Origin of the sequence: Actinomadura sp. NEAU-AAG7 (genome assembly GCF_018603865.1) — a bacterium.
Lineage (GTDB): Bacteria > Actinomycetota > Actinomycetes > Streptosporangiales > Streptosporangiaceae > Spirillospora > Spirillospora litoris.
This window is the reverse complement of sequence record NZ_JAHFZY010000006.1, coordinates 407,160-421,581: the sequence shown is the minus strand read 5'-3', so window position 1 is coordinate 421,581 and position 14,422 is coordinate 407,160. Positions and strand designations below refer to the sequence as shown.

16 protein-coding genes are annotated in these 14,422 nt (G+C 73.0%); 10 read left to right on the top strand and 6 right to left on the bottom strand.

What is annotated here, in order from left to right:
* Positions 1 to 15: 15 nt before the first annotated feature.
* Positions 16 to 1,284, bottom strand: coding sequence for a barstar family protein (locus KLI87_RS28305; protein WP_214619372.1), 1,269 nt, complete (start codon positions 1,282 to 1,284; stop codon positions 16 to 18).
* 91 nt (positions 1,285 to 1,375) lie between these two features.
* Between KLI87_RS28305 and KLI87_RS28300 the strand changes: the two genes are divergently transcribed.
* The 4 genes from KLI87_RS28300 to KLI87_RS28285 all read left to right on the top strand — a co-directional run bounded on the left by KLI87_RS28300 (position 1,376) and on the right by KLI87_RS28285 (position 4,976).
* Complete coding sequence (locus KLI87_RS28300) at positions 1,376 to 1,711, top strand: YciI family protein (RefSeq protein ID WP_156216516.1); 336 nt, start codon at positions 1,376 to 1,378, stop codon at positions 1,709 to 1,711.
* Complete coding sequence (locus tag KLI87_RS28295) at positions 1,708 to 2,925, top strand: RNA polymerase sigma factor (protein ID WP_214619371.1); 1,218 nt, start codon at positions 1,708 to 1,710, stop codon at positions 2,923 to 2,925. Before KLI87_RS28300 ends, KLI87_RS28295 begins: the two co-directional genes overlap by 4 nt.
* A 113-nt stretch (positions 2,926 to 3,038) precedes the next feature.
* The gene (locus KLI87_RS28290; protein WP_156216518.1) at positions 3,039 to 3,545 is read left to right on the top strand and encodes an SRPBCC domain-containing protein; all 507 of its coding nucleotides are present in this window, start codon (positions 3,039 to 3,041) and stop codon (positions 3,543 to 3,545) included.
* A gap of 15 nt (positions 3,546 to 3,560) precedes the next feature.
* Positions 3,561 to 4,976: an MFS transporter gene (locus KLI87_RS28285; RefSeq protein WP_214619370.1), complete on the top strand. Its 1,416-nt coding sequence runs from the start codon at positions 3,561 to 3,563 to the stop codon at positions 4,974 to 4,976.
* A gap of 140 nt (positions 4,977 to 5,116) precedes the next feature.
* Here KLI87_RS28285 and KLI87_RS28280 read toward each other — a convergent pair whose 3' ends face one another.
* On the bottom strand, positions 5,117 to 5,701 hold the full coding sequence (locus KLI87_RS28280; protein ID WP_250904296.1) for a TetR/AcrR family transcriptional regulator C-terminal domain-containing protein: 585 nt from the start codon (positions 5,699 to 5,701) through the stop codon (positions 5,117 to 5,119).
* A 68-nt stretch (positions 5,702 to 5,769) separates the two neighbouring features.
* Here KLI87_RS28280 and KLI87_RS28275 point away from each other — a divergent pair, with 68 nt between their 5' ends.
* Positions 5,770 to 7,011, top strand: a complete 1,242-nt coding sequence (locus tag KLI87_RS28275; protein ID WP_214619369.1) for an FAD-dependent monooxygenase — start codon at positions 5,770 to 5,772, stop codon at positions 7,009 to 7,011.
* Between the two features lie 17 nt (positions 7,012 to 7,028).
* Here the strand turns inward: KLI87_RS28275 and KLI87_RS28270 are convergent, their stop codons facing one another.
* Positions 7,029 to 7,922, bottom strand: coding sequence for an aminoglycoside phosphotransferase family protein (locus tag KLI87_RS28270; RefSeq protein WP_214619368.1), 894 nt, complete (start codon positions 7,920 to 7,922; stop codon positions 7,029 to 7,031).
* Positions 7,923 to 8,089: 167 nt separating this feature from the next.
* Here KLI87_RS28270 and KLI87_RS28265 point away from each other — a divergent pair, with 167 nt between their 5' ends.
* From KLI87_RS28265 to KLI87_RS28250, 4 genes are all read left to right on the top strand, one after another.
* Positions 8,090 to 8,350, top strand: a complete 261-nt coding sequence (locus KLI87_RS28265; protein WP_214619367.1) for a hypothetical protein — start codon at positions 8,090 to 8,092, stop codon at positions 8,348 to 8,350.
* A gap of 84 nt (positions 8,351 to 8,434) precedes the next feature.
* A complete protein-coding gene (locus tag KLI87_RS28260) occupies positions 8,435 to 8,749 on the top strand; it encodes a hypothetical protein (RefSeq protein WP_214619366.1) in 315 nt (104 codons plus the stop codon).
* A gap of 79 nt (positions 8,750 to 8,828) precedes the next feature.
* The gene (locus KLI87_RS28255) at positions 8,829 to 9,275 is read left to right on the top strand and encodes a DUF3592 domain-containing protein (protein ID WP_214619365.1); all 447 of its coding nucleotides are present in this window, start codon (positions 8,829 to 8,831) and stop codon (positions 9,273 to 9,275) included.
* A 71-nt stretch (positions 9,276 to 9,346) separates the two neighbouring features.
* Positions 9,347 to 9,991: a hemerythrin domain-containing protein gene (locus KLI87_RS28250; RefSeq protein ID WP_214619364.1), complete on the top strand. Its 645-nt coding sequence runs from the start codon at positions 9,347 to 9,349 to the stop codon at positions 9,989 to 9,991.
* 1 nt (position 9,992) lies between these two features.
* Here the strand turns inward: KLI87_RS28250 and erm are convergent, their stop codons facing one another.
* Positions 9,993 to 10,790, bottom strand: coding sequence for an ErmE/ErmH/ErmO/ErmR family 23S rRNA (adenine(2058)-N(6))-methyltransferase (erm, locus tag KLI87_RS28245; protein ID WP_374225487.1), 798 nt, complete (start codon positions 10,788 to 10,790; stop codon positions 9,993 to 9,995).
* A gap of 545 nt (positions 10,791 to 11,335) precedes the next feature.
* On the opposite strand from erm, the gene KLI87_RS28240 reads away from it, so the two are divergent.
* Positions 11,336 to 11,593: a hypothetical protein gene (locus KLI87_RS28240; protein ID WP_214619363.1), complete on the top strand. Its 258-nt coding sequence runs from the start codon at positions 11,336 to 11,338 to the stop codon at positions 11,591 to 11,593.
* A 57-nt stretch (positions 11,594 to 11,650) separates the two neighbouring features.
* Here KLI87_RS28240 and KLI87_RS28235 read toward each other — a convergent pair whose 3' ends face one another.
* Together KLI87_RS28235 and KLI87_RS28230 are read right to left on the bottom strand one after the other, a co-directional pair.
* Positions 11,651 to 13,108: an aldehyde dehydrogenase family protein gene (locus KLI87_RS28235; RefSeq protein ID WP_214619362.1), complete on the bottom strand. Its 1,458-nt coding sequence runs from the start codon at positions 13,106 to 13,108 to the stop codon at positions 11,651 to 11,653.
* 407 nt (positions 13,109 to 13,515) lie between these two features.
* The gene (locus KLI87_RS28230) at positions 13,516 to 14,364 is read right to left on the bottom strand and encodes an NAD(P)H-binding protein (RefSeq protein ID WP_214619361.1); all 849 of its coding nucleotides are present in this window, start codon (positions 14,362 to 14,364) and stop codon (positions 13,516 to 13,518) included.
* Between the last annotated feature and the right edge of the window lie 58 nt (positions 14,365 to 14,422).

Sequence of the window (14,422 nt, the reverse complement as noted above, 5' to 3'; positions counted from 1 at the left end):
GTCGTTGGTGGACGTTCAGCGCGGTTCGATCTCGACGCCGCGGGAGGTGAGGATCTCCGCGAGGGTCTCGTAGGTGACCGCCGGTGCGTGCCGGCGGCGGTCGTGGCCGGCGAGGAGGTGCCGGCGGGCCACCGCCGAGTCGCGCCAGACCAGCCGGAAGGGCGCCGTGGCGCCGAAACCGCCGGTGAGGCAGTCGTGCAGGGCGTCGAGGTTCCAGCCGAAGTAGCCGCCCGGGCCGTTGACCGCCTCACCGATGGCGCAGTAGAAGCCCTCGACGTCGGTGACGAAACGGCCGTCCAGGTGGAAGACGGTCCCCGCCGGTCGGTCGGGGGAGTCGCGGCGGCGATGGGCCAGCGCCACCCCGGCCCACTCCAGCCGCAGCGCGCGGTCATAGCGCGCCCACAGGTTCCGCTCGGCCGGCCGGCCGTTGAACCACAGGTCCAGGATGCCGCGGGTCCCCGCCGGGCGCGGCTCGCGTGGCTCGCTGGCGATGGTGACCTCGACCAGGCCGGCGCCGAGGGCGGACGGGACGCTGGACACCAGCGTCCCGGAGACGACGCCCTCGACCAGCCGGACCGCCGAGCCGTCGGCGGCGACGGCCGCCACGTCCGCGGACACGCGGCGGCGGCGCAGGCCCGCCTTCGTCGTCTGGTGCACCGCGGCGATCGCGCTCAGCAGCGGCGGCTCGGGACGGCAGCCGACCAGGGTGACGTGCGGGATCGGCGGCTCGGCGGACTCCCGGAACACGCCGGTGATGTCGGCGCAGGTGCCGCATGGCGCACCGTCCGAGCCGGTCAACACGAAGGGGGCGACGTCGTTGGGGCGGCTGATCTCCTCGGTACGGTCGTGCACATCGACCAGGCCCTCCAGGTCGATATCGACATGCTCCGGGGACGTCGGTGACGGTCGGCGGCCCATGACGGTCAGGTCGACCAGCCGCTCGCCGATCCACCCCCACGCCGCGGGGCTGTCGGGTGCGGCCGACAGTTCGAGGTCGCCCAGCCACGCCCCTTCCGGCTCCGCGGCGCCGGCGTCCATGGCGTCGAGGACGCGGGCGAGCGCGCCGTCCGGCGCGCAGCCCAGGAGCGTGAAGCGTTCCCGCCGCCTGGGCGGAAGATCGACGAACAGCCCTTCGATGTCGGCGCACAACCCCAGGGCGTCATCGCCGGGGAACTGCGGTGTGCCGGTGGATCCGACGAGCAGCCAGCGGGGCGCGAAGGGCCGATCCCACGTCCATCTCCGCTGCCATGGATCATCGGCTCGGCCCGCGCTGTCGATCACCACGCCTGCGACCGTACCGCCGACCGGCCGACGCCCGGCGGCCGACCGGTGGCACGGGTGTGGCGTTCGAGCAGATCGGGGGCATAGTGGCCTCATGAAGTACGTGTTGCTGATCTGTGACGATGAGACGGTGTCGCCCACCATGGAGGAGATAGCAACAAGCCCGGCATATCAGGCATATGGGGCAGAGGTGAATCGGCGGGGAGCCAGCCTCGGCGGTGCGCGGCTGCGTCCGGTGGCGGACGCGACGACGGTCCGGGTCCGTGACGGGGAGACGCTGGTCTCCGACGGGCCGTTCGCGGAGACCAAGGACTTTATCGGCGGCATCGACATCATCGAGTGCGCCGACCTGGACGAGGCGATCGCGATCGCGGCGACCCACCCCTACGCGGGCCGGGGTTGCGTCGAGGTCCGCCCCGTCTGGGAATGACCGCGCCGCAGGCGGTCCGCACCGCGGTCGACGCGGCGTACCGGGACGAGTGGGGCCAGGTGGTCGCCACGCTCATCGGCCTGACCGGGGACTGGGACCTGGCGGAGGACTGCGCGCAGGACGCGTTCGCCGCCGCGTTGGCGACGTGGGAGCGCGACGGCGTTCCGGCTCGTCCGGGGGCGTGGCTGACGACGACGGCACGCCACCGGGCGACCGATCGGCTGCGCCGGGACGCGACGGGGGCGGCGAAGCTGCGGCAGCTCGCCGTGCTGGAGCGCGATCCGGCCCAGCCGCCGGCCGAGGAGATCCCGGACGAGCGGTTGCGGCTGATCTTCACGTGCTGCCATCCCGCGCTGCCCTTCCCCGCCCGGATCGCCCTGACGCTGCGGACGCTGGCGGGGCTGAGCACGGGGGAGATCGCCAAGGCGTTCCTGACCGCCGAGCCGACGATGGCGCAACGCCTGGTCCGCGCCAAGCGCAAGATCGTTGAGGCGGGGATTCCGTACCGGGTCCCCCCGGCGGAGCTCCTGCCGCACCGGCTGACGGCCGTCCTCGCGGTGCTGTACCTGATCTTCAACGAGGGCTACGACGAGGAGGACGGGCGCAGGGCGCTGGCCGCCGAGGGGATCCACCTCGCCCGGACGCTGGTCCGCCTGATGCCGGCCGAGCCCGAGGCGCGCGGCCTGCTGGCGCTGATGCTGCTGCTGGAGGCCCGCCGCGCGAGTCGCACCGACGGCGGCGTGCTGGTCACGTTGGAGAACCAGGACCGGTCCCGGTGGGACCGCGCACTGATCGACGAGGGCCTGGCGACGCTCGACCAGGCACTGGCCGTGCGGCGCTCGGGGCCGTACCAGGTGCAGGCCGCGATCGCCGCCTGCCACGCCACCGCGCCCGACGCCGCGGCCACCGACTGGCCGCAGATCGCCGCCCTCTACGCGGGGCTCATGCGGCTGGCGCCCTCCCCGGTGGTGGCCCTCAACCGCGCGGTGGCGGTCGCGATGGCCGACGGCATCCCCGCCGGACTCGCGCTCGTCGACGAGCTCACCGAGTCCGGCGAACTCGACGGCTACTACCTGCTGCCCGCGACACGGGCCGACCTGCTGCGCCGGGACGGCCGCCTCGCCGAGGCCGCGACGTCCTATGAGGAGGCGCTGAGGCTGGCACCGACCGACGCCGAACGGCGCTACCTGGCGGGCCGCCTTTCCGAGCTCTGACCGGCACAGAAGCCGGCGCGGCCAAGATTTTCGAAGTTTCCTCCCGGTCGATGTCGATCCCGGGCGGCCTCCTTCGTCGGTGGGGCGAAACCACCGAGAGAGAGGCAACGACGATGCAGGACACCGAGTACCTGACCGCCGCCACGACCGTCGATCGGTCGCCGGAGCAGGTCTTCGCGGCCGTCACCGACGTCCGCGGCTGGTGGAACGAGAACCTCATCGGCCACTCCGCCGCCCTGCACGACGAGTTCGTCTTCACCGACGACACCGAATACGCGGGGGAGACCGTCCGGGCCAAGAAGGGCATCCGCTTCGCCCGGTTCCACATCACCGAGTTCGTGCCCGGCCGGCGGGTGGTCTGGCACGTCGTGGACTCCGACCTCACCTTCGTCGACGACCGCGACGAGTGGACCGACACCCGCGTTCTCTTCGACATCACCGCCGACGCGCAGGGCACGACGCTGCGTCTCACGCACGAGGGCCTCAGCGCGGAGGAATCCGCCTGCTTCGAAGCCTGCTCGCGCGGCTGGACCTTCTTCATCACCAAAAGCCTGCCGCAGTTGCTGACCACCGGCACAGGCCGGCCCATCGCGAGCTACCGCTCGACCACCGCGGGCTGAAAGGACACCGAACCCATGCCTGACACTCGAAGCCCCTTGGACACCGCCGCGGTTCCCTTGGCCTCCGACCGCCGCAAGAAGCCGGGCCCTCGCCACGGGCTCGTCCTGACGATGACGTGCGCAGCCATGGCGATGGTCGGCCTCGACATCGCCATCGTGAATGTGGCCCTCCCCTCGATCCAACGAGACCTCAGCATCAGCCAGGGCGGTTTGCAGTGGGTCGTCGTCGCCTACGGTCTCCTGCTCGGCGGATTCCTCCTCGTCGGCGGCCGGATGACCGACCTGCTGGGACGGCGCCGCGTCCTGCTCACCGGCCTCGGCCTGTTCACCGCCGCGTCGCTGGTGGCGGGTCTGGCGCAGCACAGCGCAGTGCTGATCACGGCCCGCGGGCTCCAGGGGCTGGGCGGAGCGCTCATCGCCCCGGCGGCCCTGTCACTGCTGGCCGTCACCTTCCGCGAAGGGCCGGAACGCAACCGGGCCCTCGGCATCTTCGGGGCCGTGGCCGGAGCGGGCGGGACGGTCGGCGTCGTCGCGGGCGGTCTCATCGCCGACGGTCCCGGCTGGCGGTGGGCGTTCTTCATCAACGTTCCCGCCGGCCTCGTGCTCATCACCCTCGCCATCGCCTGCCTTCTGGCCGACGAGCCGGGTGGCCGTTCCGGACGCCTCGACGTCACCTCGGCCGGCACGGTGACCGGCGGACTGCTGACGTTCGTCTACGCACTCCACCATGCCTCCACCCACGGCTGGACCTCCGCCGGCGCGATCGCCTGGTTCGTCGGGGCCGGCGTGCTGATGGCCGTGTTCGTGTGGTCGGAGAAGCGTTCACCGGCGCCGCTCGTCCCGGCCAGGGCGCTGAAGAACCGCACGCTCGTCGCGGCGAACGTCACCGCCCTCCTGGGCTTCGGCGCGCTCTTCTCGTTCATCTTCCTCGGTTCGCTGCTGATGCAGCAGAAGCTCGGCTACACGGCGACGCGGACGGGTCTGGCGTGGCTCGCCACGACGGTGACCTCGTTCGCGGTCTCGTGGACCGCCGGTCGCCTCGCGGCCGCCGTGGGCGTCCGCCGCCTGCTGGTCACCGGCCTGGCGCTGTTGACCGTCGGCATGGTCTGGCTGGTCCGGATCCCCGCCGACGCCGCCTATCTCACCGACCTGCTCCCGGCGTTCCTCATCGCCGGACTCGGCTTCGGGATCTGCGGTCCCACGCTCCAGATCGGCGCGCTCTCCGGCGTCACCGAATCGGAATCAGGACTGGCATCGGGCCTGCTCGAAACGATGCGCGAGATCGGCGGCGCGGCGGGCGTCGCGGCCGTGTCCACGGTCCTCGTCTCCGGAACCGGCCTCGACGGCTTCCGCACCGCGTTCGCCGCCATCGGGATCCTCGCCGCTCTCGGAGCCGTCGTCGCGGCGACCGGGTTCCGGCACGAGTCCTGACCGTTTCCGTCCCCGGCCCGCGCCCCCACGCGCCGGGGACGGAAGACGCGGGACCGGTGACGCGCTGTTCAAAGCCGGGAAGTTCCAGCAGGCCGGCCGCGCGCAGCCAAGGAGACCTACTGCGATTCGGCCCCGCGGATTCAGGCGGGGCGCGGCGTTGCCGCCGTTCGGTGCGTCAGGCCGTCGAGGATGAGGGCCAAGCCGGCTTCGAACGCCGACTCGTGGTCGATTCGCGGGACGTCGGCCGGGAGATCCGCGCTGTCGCCGGGCGGGGTGTCCGCCTGTTCTTCCAGGACGCTGCCGACGGTGAAACGGCCGGCGGCCAGCATCGCCATCTGCGCGTCACGCTCGGGCACGCCGGAGGCGACGAGGAACTCCATCTTGCGGCGGATCCGATCGAGGTCTCCGGTCGGGGTGCTGCCGGCATGGAGTCGCGCGCCATCGCGGCGCCCTAGGAGAGTGCGCCGGAAGCTACGCGTGTTGTGGAGGAACCATGCGCGCCAGTCGTCGTCGGGGGTGGGCAACGGCGCGGTCGTGTGGGGCGCCATCGCGGCCTCGGCCATGGCGCCCAGAAGTTCCTTCTTGGTGCGGAAGTGCCAGTAGAGCGACGGCTGCTCGACGCCGAGTCGCCTCGCCAGCCGTCTGGTGCTGACGGCGTCCAGCCCGACCTCGTCGAGCAGGCCGAGCGCCTCGGTGACGACGGCCTCACGGTTCACCTTGGTCATGTTGACAATCTATCGCCGATAGGTGACGCTGAAGAAAATCATTCACCGATAGGTTTTGGGTGGGGGACATGGCACGGTCTCTGCGGGTCCTCGTCGCGGGCGGCGGGGTGGCGGGCCAGGCCCTGGCCTACTGGCTCGTCCGGGGCGGCCACCGGGTGACCGTCGTCGAGCGCTTCCCGGCGCTGCGGGCCACCGGGGCGCAGGTCGACCTCCGGGGTCAGGGCATCGAGGCCGTCGAGCGCATGGGGCTCCTCGATGCCGTGCGCGGCGAGCTCGTGGACGAGGCGGGCGTCGCCTTTGTCAACGCCTCCGGCAAGGCCAGGGCGACGATCATGGCCAACACCTCCGGCCGGGGCCGGCAGAGCCTGACGTCGGAGTACGAGATCATGCGCGGCGACCTGGTACGCATCCTCCACGACGCGTCCAGGGAGGGCGCGGAGTACGCGTTCGGCCTGAGCGTGGACGGCTTCACGCAGGACGAGCACAAGGTGCTCGCGCACTTCTCCGACGGATCGTCCGGCGAGTTCGACCTCCTGGTCGGAGCGGACGGGCAGGGCTCGCGCATCCGGCGGGCGATCCTCCCGGACGGCTTCGACCCCTACTGGCGGGTCGGCATCCACATGGCCTACTGGTTCGTCCCGCGCATCGCGTCCGACAGCGACATCCGGGACACCTACATGGTCCCGGGCGGTCGCCAGATCATGCGCCGCAGCCACAACGCGGCCGAGACGCAGGTGTACTTCGTCATGCGGGAAGTCTCGGAGGAGGCATCGGCGATCCATCGAGAGCCCGTCGAACGCCAGCAGGAGTTCTGGGCCGGCAGGTTCCGTGACGCCGGCTGGCAGACCGAGCGGTTCATCGAGGGCATGAAGGCCGGCCCCTTTTTCTACTCGCAGGAGATCCTCCAGGTGCGTACCGACACCTGGTCCAAGGGGCGCGTGGTTCTGGTCGGTGACGCCGCGCACTGCGCCTCTCCCTACAGCGGCATGGGTGTTTCCGGCGGGCTGGTCGGCGCCTATGTCCTGGCCGGTGAGATCAACCGGCACCCGGATGACCTGCCGGCGGCGTTGGCGAACTACGACGCCGTGCTGCGGCCTTTCGTCGACGAGATCCAGGCCGAGGTGAATCCGCGCATCCTGCGCCTGGGCATGCCCATGACCCGGCGGGCGATCGGCGCCTTCCTCTCCGCGACCGCGCTGGCCTGCTTCCTGCACGTCCCCGACTTCGTCGCGCGCCACTCGAAGAAGGACCGCGGGGGCGACTGGCGCCTCCCGGAGAGCCCGGTACCGTTCCGTCCTCGCGGACGGTGAGGGTCGGGTGCCCCTGCCTATCCGCTCAGCACGCGATCGAGCGCTGCCCGGCCCGCGGGTCCCCATGCCGGTTTGCCGCCAGGGAGGCCGCGGTCTCCGTTCTCGCCCATCAGCATGAGGAACAGGCCCTTCAGAGCGGCCAGCCCGCGGGCGCGCCGGATCGTCCCCTCGTCCGCGTGCGCGTAAGCGTCGAAGAAGCGGGCGGCGGCGCCGGCGGGGAGGATCACCCATGCGGCCGCCAGGTCCCAGGCCGGATCTCCGGCGAACATGTCCCCGAAGTCGATCACGCCTGCGAGCGTCCCGTCCGCGATTACGACGTTCGCGGGATGGAGGTCGCCATGCACCCAGAGCGGCGGGCCCTCCCACTCGGGCGCCGCTACGGCGTCGTCCCAGACGGCCCGGACGTCGTCGGCGATGTCGTCGGGGACGACGGCGTGGAAGAAGTGGTCGAACCCGTCGGTGCACTTGCCGGGGTGGTCACCGCGGTCCTCGCTGATCGGCGCGTCGTCGGGCGCCTCCACGTGGAGCGCCCTGAGGAAGCCCGCCAGGGTGTCGGCCGCGTGGTCGCCGCGGCTGATCGAGGTGTGGTCCAGCGGCTCCCCGTGGACCCACGTCATGACGGTCCAGGGCCTGGGGAACCGGGCGGACGGCTCACCGATCCGCACCGGGGCGGGGATCGGAAGCGGCAGGCGCCCGGCCAGGACGGGCAGCCACCGGCACTCCTTGCGCTGCTGACCCACGGCGCCTTCCATGCGCGGCATGCGCACGGCCAGGTCGTCCCCGAGGCGCCACATCTGGTTGCCCCACCCGCCCGCCACTTCGCGGACGGCCGGCCCCGCGAGGTCTGGATGCTGCTCCCGCAGCAGGGCGCGGACCAGGTCGGCGGTGATCTCGAAGTGGGAGTCGGTCATGCGGGATCACTGTACTGCGGTGGGCATGGCGGCTCTCGATGACCTCTGGCGGGGGACTCCGGCACGGTTGACAGGATGGCAGTGATGGCACGTCCCCGAGGGGTCGAGGACACGGTGATCCTCCGCGCGACGGTCCGGGTCATGGGCCGGGCGGGGCCCTGGCGGCGTTGACGGCGGAGTCGGCAGCGGAGATCTCCACCCCGGGGAGCTACGCCAACCACCTGGCGTTTTTGTGCATGGATATCGGCGATCCGCAGCTCTACGAGCGCGCGCCGGCCATTCACCGCACCCAGGCGCGGGTGATCGAGGACCTGCTGACGGAGGCGGCCGATACGGGCGAGCTGCGCGCCGGAACCGACGCCGCGGCGCTGGCGCGCTCCGTCCAGGATCGCCGCCGGGGCGGGCCTGACCTGGGCGCTCGACCGTGAAGGCACCCTTGAACAGCGGCTCCGGCGAGAGCTCCGTGTCGTGCTGTCCCCCTACCTTCCGCCCCTGCACGACCTGGAGGAATCATGACGACCGGCGCGCGTCCGCTCGCCGGAAAGGTGGCCCTGGTCGCCGGGGGCACCCGAGGCGGCGGACGGGGCGTCGCCGTCCGCGTCGACCACGGTCGTCCCGATGAGGTCCGCTCCCTCGTCGACAAGATCGCCGCCGAGCGGGCCGGGCGGCTCGACATCCTGGTCAACCCGGTGTGGGGCGGAGACCCGCTGACCGACTGGGAACACCCCCTGTGGGAGCAGGATCTGGACGCCGGCCTGCGGTTGCTCCGGCAGGCGGTGGTGACCCATGTGATCCACGGACCAGCCCCTGGGCGCGGGCGGGGTTGACGAAAGCGCCGGTGTGGGACGCAATGTTCGTGCGTCGGGCGCCCGGCCCAGCGCCAGCGGGGAGCCGATCATGCGCGCCATGGATTCCGATGACGCCAGACTGCTGGGGATGGCGCTCTTCTTCGGGTGCGTCGGCCTCGGCATCATCCTGTTCAGCCTGCACGAGATGAGGGAACTCGCCCGGCTCTCCGACCACGGCATCACCACCACCGGAACGGTGATCTCGAAGAGGACCGAGCCGAGGGGCCCGGCGGGTACCCGCACGGTCGTCAAGGTGGGCTTCACCGCCTCCGACGGGACGCGGCACGTGGTGGACGACGAACACGGCGACCACCCGGTGGGCGCCAGGATCGCGGTCGTCTACGATCCGGACGATCCCGATCGGGCCAGGCCCCACGACACGTCCTCGGGGGGCCGGTGGCGGTTCGGCGTCGTCTTCGGCGTGCTGTTCCTGATCTTCACGGAGGGAATGGCCCTGGTGATCTTCCGGGAGGGTCGGCGCGCGGAACCGGCCGGCTCCCGCTGAACCCCGTGTGAGATGTGTCTCGGAAGGCGCGCCGACGTCACATCCGGGGTCCGCGAAGCCTCTTTCCCAGTATGGAGACTTTCGCGACCCCGGCGCGGGAGACGGCGGACCTCGCCTTCGTCCACGCGGCGCACGACGCCTTCCGCCGCGACGTGGACCGGCTCGCGGCGGTCGTGGCGGCGGGCAAGGACCGCGCGCCGCATGTCCGCGCGGGCTGGGAGAACCTCAAGGAGCAGCTCCACCTGCACTTCCAGGTGGAGGAATCGCTGCTGTGGCCACGCGTCGCGCGGGCGGTGCGCGGCAGGCCCGTCGAGCTGGCCGTCCTCGCGGACGTCCAGGAGGGGTACGCGCGGATCGAGCCGCTGGTGGTCGCGGTCGACGCCGCGCTGGAGCAGGACGACCCGTCCGACCGCGCGAACCTGGAGGCGGCGGTCGCGGCGCTGCGGACGGCGCTGGACGTCCAGCTGCGGCATGAGGACACCGGCGCGCTGCCGCTGGCGCGCTCGGTGCTCGGCCCGGAGGAGTGGCGGGGGCTCCGCGACGCGCTCCGCCGCGAGTGCGGGACGCACATGACCCGCCTCGTCCCGTGGATCGTGGACGGGATCGGGCCGATCGAGCGGAGCCGCTTCCTGACCGCGCTGCCCAGGGCCGTCCAGGAGGACAACCGGCTGACGTGGGAGCCGAGGTACCGCAAGCGGCGCCTGTGGAGCGTGTGACTCAGTCATGCAGGACGCCGAACAGCGTGACCCACTGGTCGGGGTGGACGAACGCGACGACGGTGTCGCGGGGGAGCCTGGCGGCGCGGAACGCCGCGTCCAGGCGCCGCCTCGGATGGGCGGCGCGCAGTGAGGCGTGCAGCGTGCCGCCCTTGCCGCCGAACCCGAGGGTGACGCACCGCCGGTAGGCGTCCATGGCGGACCCGGGCAGGAGCGCGTGCTCGCGCCGGTCGAGCCGCAGGATCGCCGAGTCCACGCGCGGGACGGGGCGGAAGCCCTCGCGCGGGATGCGTTCGGCCAGCCGCCAACCGAACCGCGGCCACGTCTCGACGGTGAGGCGGCTCCAGCGTCCGTAGCCGCCGGTGCGCTTGCGGGCGTACTCCCACTGCGTGATGAGGGTGGCCGACGCCAGGCCCGGCGCGTCCAGGGCCCAGCCGACGATCCGGGACGTGGCGGAGTAGGGGATGTTCCCGGCCAGGTGGAACGGCCCGCCGGGCGGCCGCGCCCGGAGGAAGTCGCCCCGCACGCAGGTGACGTTGCCGAGGCCGCGGCCGCGCAGCCGGGCCGCCCACACCGGGTCGACCTCGTAGGCGATGACGCGGTCGGCGCGGTCGGCCAGCGCGGCGGTGACGCGCCCGTCACCCGCGCCGACCTCGACGACGAGGCCGCCGGGACCGTCGCCGACCATGCGCGCGTAGCGGCGGATCAGGTCGCGGTCGGCGAGGAAGTTCTGGGAGAGCTCGCGGCGGGCGCGGTCACGGGCGGTCCGCCCCTTCGCCGCGCGCCGGTGATGGGAGATGCGTTCGTTCACGGTCGCCGTCCTTGGCGTCCGGCCATGGGCCGGGAGGACGGACGGGCCGCGCGCGAGGCGGCGCCGAGGAGCGCGGGAGTGCCCGGCGGGCCCGTCCGAGATGGTCAAGGGCTCGGAGGCCCTGGACGGCGTCGGACTGCACGGGCGACGGAACGCGCGGCTCGGCGGGTCAGCGGCTGAGGCGGCGTTCAGGAGGCGGGGCGTCCCCGCCGGGAGATCAGGCGTCGGCGCGCACTGGGCGGTCCAGGGCGGGACGGCGCCCGCGCGGCCGCACATAGGCGGCGGCATGGGCGGTCCCCTGGGCCGCGATGTTCACGTAACATCCCACGCGCCCACCGTAGGGGCACGGGCCGACCTGACTCAAACGGTTTTCGGTCGGTCCGCCCACCACCCTCCCGATGGCGCATTCGGGCAGGTCAGAAGCGGCAAAGCCGTTTAAAGGCGCTGTCAAGGGGCTATGACGGTAGGCGTATGGAGACCGGGACCTCGCCGGGACCACGCCGGTGCGGGCCCGGCGGTTGAGGAGGACCGTCTTGCGGAAAGCGCACGAGATGCAGATGGTCAGGGTCGGGGAGTCGGGCCTGGAGGAGTGGGTGTGCCCCGTCTGCGGCCGACGCCTGATGCTCCGATGGCCCCCGAACTACGAGAAGCGCGTGGTCGAGCCGGGCGACGAGGAGGCCGGTCACGTGGGCGCCCTGGAGACGCCCGCCGTGAACGCCGGGGCCTGCGAGCGCCGGTGGCTGCGCGAGACGGGCCGGGACCACCACACCGGGCACGCCGAGGCGATCTGACCCGCCGGTGTGCGAGGCCTGAGCCGCGTGGCCCGGGCCCCGCACGTCCTCGGCCGTCTAGAAGGGGTGCGGGGCGATCTCGCCGCGCATCGTCACCCACTGCGACTCGGTGAACGCCTCGATGTTGGCGTCCGGGCCGCCGAACCGGGACCCGTTCCCGGACGCGGCGAGCCCTCCGAACGGTACGACCGGCTCGTCGTTCACGGTCTGGTCGTTGATGTGCACGAGCCCGGTGGGCACGGCGTCGGCGATCTTCATGGCCTGGCCGACGTCGCCGAGGATGCCGAGCGAGAGGCCGTACTCGCTGTCGGCCGCCAGCGCGATCGCGTCGTCGGCCGTCGCGAACGGCACGACGGGCGCGACCGGGCCGAACACCTCCTGCGCGTACGCGGGCATGTCCGGGGTGACCTCCGCGAGCACGGTCGGGCGGTAGAACAGCCCCTCGTGGGTGCCGCCCGCCGCGAGCCGCGCGCCCGCCGCGACGGTGCCGCGCACCAGCTCGTCCACGTGCGCGAGCTGCCGCTCGTCGATGATCGGGCCCAGCGCGACCGGCCCGGCCGCCGGGTCGCCGACCGGCAGCTTGTCGGCCTTGTCGGCCAGCGCCGCGACGTACTCCTCGTGCAGGCTCTCGTGGACGAGGTGCCGCCCCGTCGTCATACAGATCTGCCCCTGGTGCAGGAACGACCCCCACGCGCCCGCCGACACCGCCTTGGACACGTCCGCGCCCGGCAGCACGATCAGCGCGTTGTTGCCGCCCAGCTCCAGGTGGGCGCGCTTGAGCAGCCGCCCGCACACCTCGCCGATCTTGCGTCCGGCGGGGGTGGAGCCGGTGAAGGACACCACCCGCACCTCGGGCGCGGCCACGACCGCCTCGCCCGCCTCCAGGCCGCCGGGCAGCAGGTGCAGCAGGCCCTCGGGCAGCCCCGCCTCCTGGAACACCCGCGCGAGCACCACGCCGCCGCACACCGCCGTGCGCGGGTCGGGCTTCAGCAGCACCGCGTTGCCCAGCGCCAGCGCGGGCGCCACCGACCGCATCGACAGGATCAGCGGGAAGTTGAACGGCGAGATGACGCTCACCACCCCGGCGGGACGGCGCCGCGCGAGGCTCCAGCGCGGCTGCGCCGACGGCAGCACGAGCCCCTGCGGGTGCGAGGCCAGCGCCGCCGACTCGTAGCAGAGGTTCGCGGCGAAGTGCGCTTCGAGCTCGGCCTTCGGCGGGATCGACCCGGCCTCCCGGACGAGCCAGTCGCGGATCTCCTCGGCGTGGTCCTCGAACAGCCGTCCGGCGCGGCGCAGCACGGCCGCGCGCTCCTCGTAGGTGCGGGCGGCCCAGTCCCGCTGCGCGGCGGCGGCGGCCTTCGCGGCGGCGGCGACGTCCGCGCCGTCCGCCTGGCCCAGGCTGCCGAGCGTGCCGCCGGTCGCCGGCTCGACGACGTCGTAGACACCGCCCCGGCCGGCGGACCAGCCGCCGTCGAAGATCTTCCCCGTCCACAGGGCGGGATCGAGCAACGTCATCGTTCCTCCTCAGATACGCGCGCGGGGACCACGGAGGCCCCCCTCCCCACCCTGACCATGCCCGACGCGGCGGGAAACATCAGCTTTCCACTGAATGGAACCCCACCGGTGTGATCTTGTGCCGCGCCCGCGCGGCGGCCCGCCGGCACCACCAGCGCCGCGCCCCAGCGAGACCGCTCCCGCGACCACCGCGCCGAGCCGCAGCCCCGCCGCGCAGGACGGCCCGTCCGCCGCGCCGCCGGCATGGGCCGACAGGTGAGCCGCACGCCGCTGCCCCCCGCCCGGACGCGGCCGTCCGCGCCGCTTCTGCTCGGGACGCTGCCGCCGGCGCGCCCACCGCGGCTGCACCTGGCCCTCGCCCCGCGCCTCCGCCCCTACGGAGGAGGAGACGACCTGACCGGCGGCCTTCAGCGGAAGGAGTCGCGGTGGTCCTCGGCCCACCGCTGGAAGGTGCGCGCCGGTTCCCCGGTGATGTCGGCGACGGTCGAGGTGACCAGCGTCGAGGCCGCGCGGATCTCGGCCGCGCCCAGCAGCGCGTCCACCAGGACGGGCGGGCGGCCGTCGGCCAGCATCCGCTCCCGCGCCCGCTCGACCGGGACCTCCTCGAAGCGCAGCTCGCGGCCGACCGCCGCGCCGATCGCCCGGACCTGCTCGGGAGGGCCGATCACCTCCGGCCCGGTCAGCCGGTGGGTCGCGCCCCGGTGGGCGTCGCCGGTGAGGACGCGGGCGGCGACGGCCGCGATGTCGCGCGGGTCGATGACCGCCGTCGCGGGCATGAGCGGGCCGCGCACCGTCCCGGTGGTGCGGATCTGGTCGGCCCAGCCCAGCGTGTTGCTGGCGATGGTGTCCGCCCGCAGGACGGTGTGGGAGGGTCCGAACTCCGCGACCAGGGCCTCCATCCCGGCGTGCAGCGTGAAGATGGGGTCGTGCCGTTCCTCGGGGCGCCCTCCCACACCGATCGAGGACAGGTAGACCACGTGCCGCGCGTGCCGGGCGATCGCCTCCAGCACCTCGCGCGCGCCCTCGGTGGTCAGCATCGGCCACACCAGGAAGACCGTCTCGACGCCGGTCAGCGCGGCCTCCAGTCCCGGGGCGTCCTTCAGGTCGCCGACCGCGACCTCGACACCGGCGGGCAGGTCGGCCTCGGCCGCCTCGTCCGGACGCACCAGCGCGCGGACCCCGTCCGCCCCCACGGCCTGGAGCTGGGACAGCACGTGCCGTCCGACGTTCCCCGTTGCCCCGATCACCAGGATCATCGTCCTACCCCCATATCGTCCTACCAGGTCAGGTCGCTGACGAGGGTGCTGCGCGAGT

Excerpts from the sequence above, each read along its gene's own strand:
- KLI87_RS28300 (WP_156216516.1), top strand. The coding sequence starts at position 1,376 with ATGAAGTACGTGTTGCTGATCTGTGACGATGAGACGGTGTCGCCCACC.
- KLI87_RS28295 (WP_214619371.1), top strand. The coding sequence starts at position 1,708 with ATGACCGCGCCGCAGGCGGTCCGCACCGCGGTCGACGCGGCGTACCGG.
- KLI87_RS28290 (WP_156216518.1), top strand. The coding sequence starts at position 3,039 with ATGCAGGACACCGAGTACCTGACCGCCGCCACGACCGTCGATCGGTCG.
- KLI87_RS28285 (WP_214619370.1), top strand. The coding sequence starts at position 3,561 with ATGCCTGACACTCGAAGCCCCTTGGACACCGCCGCGGTTCCCTTGGCC.
- KLI87_RS28280 (WP_250904296.1), bottom strand. The coding sequence starts at position 5,701 with ATGACCAAGGTGAACCGTGAGGCCGTCGTCACCGAGGCGCTCGGCCTG.
- KLI87_RS28275 (WP_214619369.1), top strand. The coding sequence starts at position 5,770 with ATGGCACGGTCTCTGCGGGTCCTCGTCGCGGGCGGCGGGGTGGCGGGC.
- KLI87_RS28270 (WP_214619368.1), bottom strand. The coding sequence starts at position 7,922 with ATGACCGACTCCCACTTCGAGATCACCGCCGACCTGGTCCGCGCCCTG.
- KLI87_RS28260 (WP_214619366.1), top strand. The coding sequence starts at position 8,435 with ATGACGACCGGCGCGCGTCCGCTCGCCGGAAAGGTGGCCCTGGTCGCC.
- KLI87_RS28255 (WP_214619365.1), top strand. The coding sequence starts at position 8,829 with ATGGATTCCGATGACGCCAGACTGCTGGGGATGGCGCTCTTCTTCGGG.
- KLI87_RS28250 (WP_214619364.1), top strand. The coding sequence starts at position 9,347 with ATGGAGACTTTCGCGACCCCGGCGCGGGAGACGGCGGACCTCGCCTTC.
- KLI87_RS28235 (WP_214619362.1), bottom strand. The coding sequence starts at position 13,108 with ATGACGTTGCTCGATCCCGCCCTGTGGACGGGGAAGATCTTCGACGGC.
- KLI87_RS28230 (WP_214619361.1), bottom strand. The coding sequence starts at position 14,364 with ATGATCCTGGTGATCGGGGCAACGGGGAACGTCGGACGGCACGTGCTG.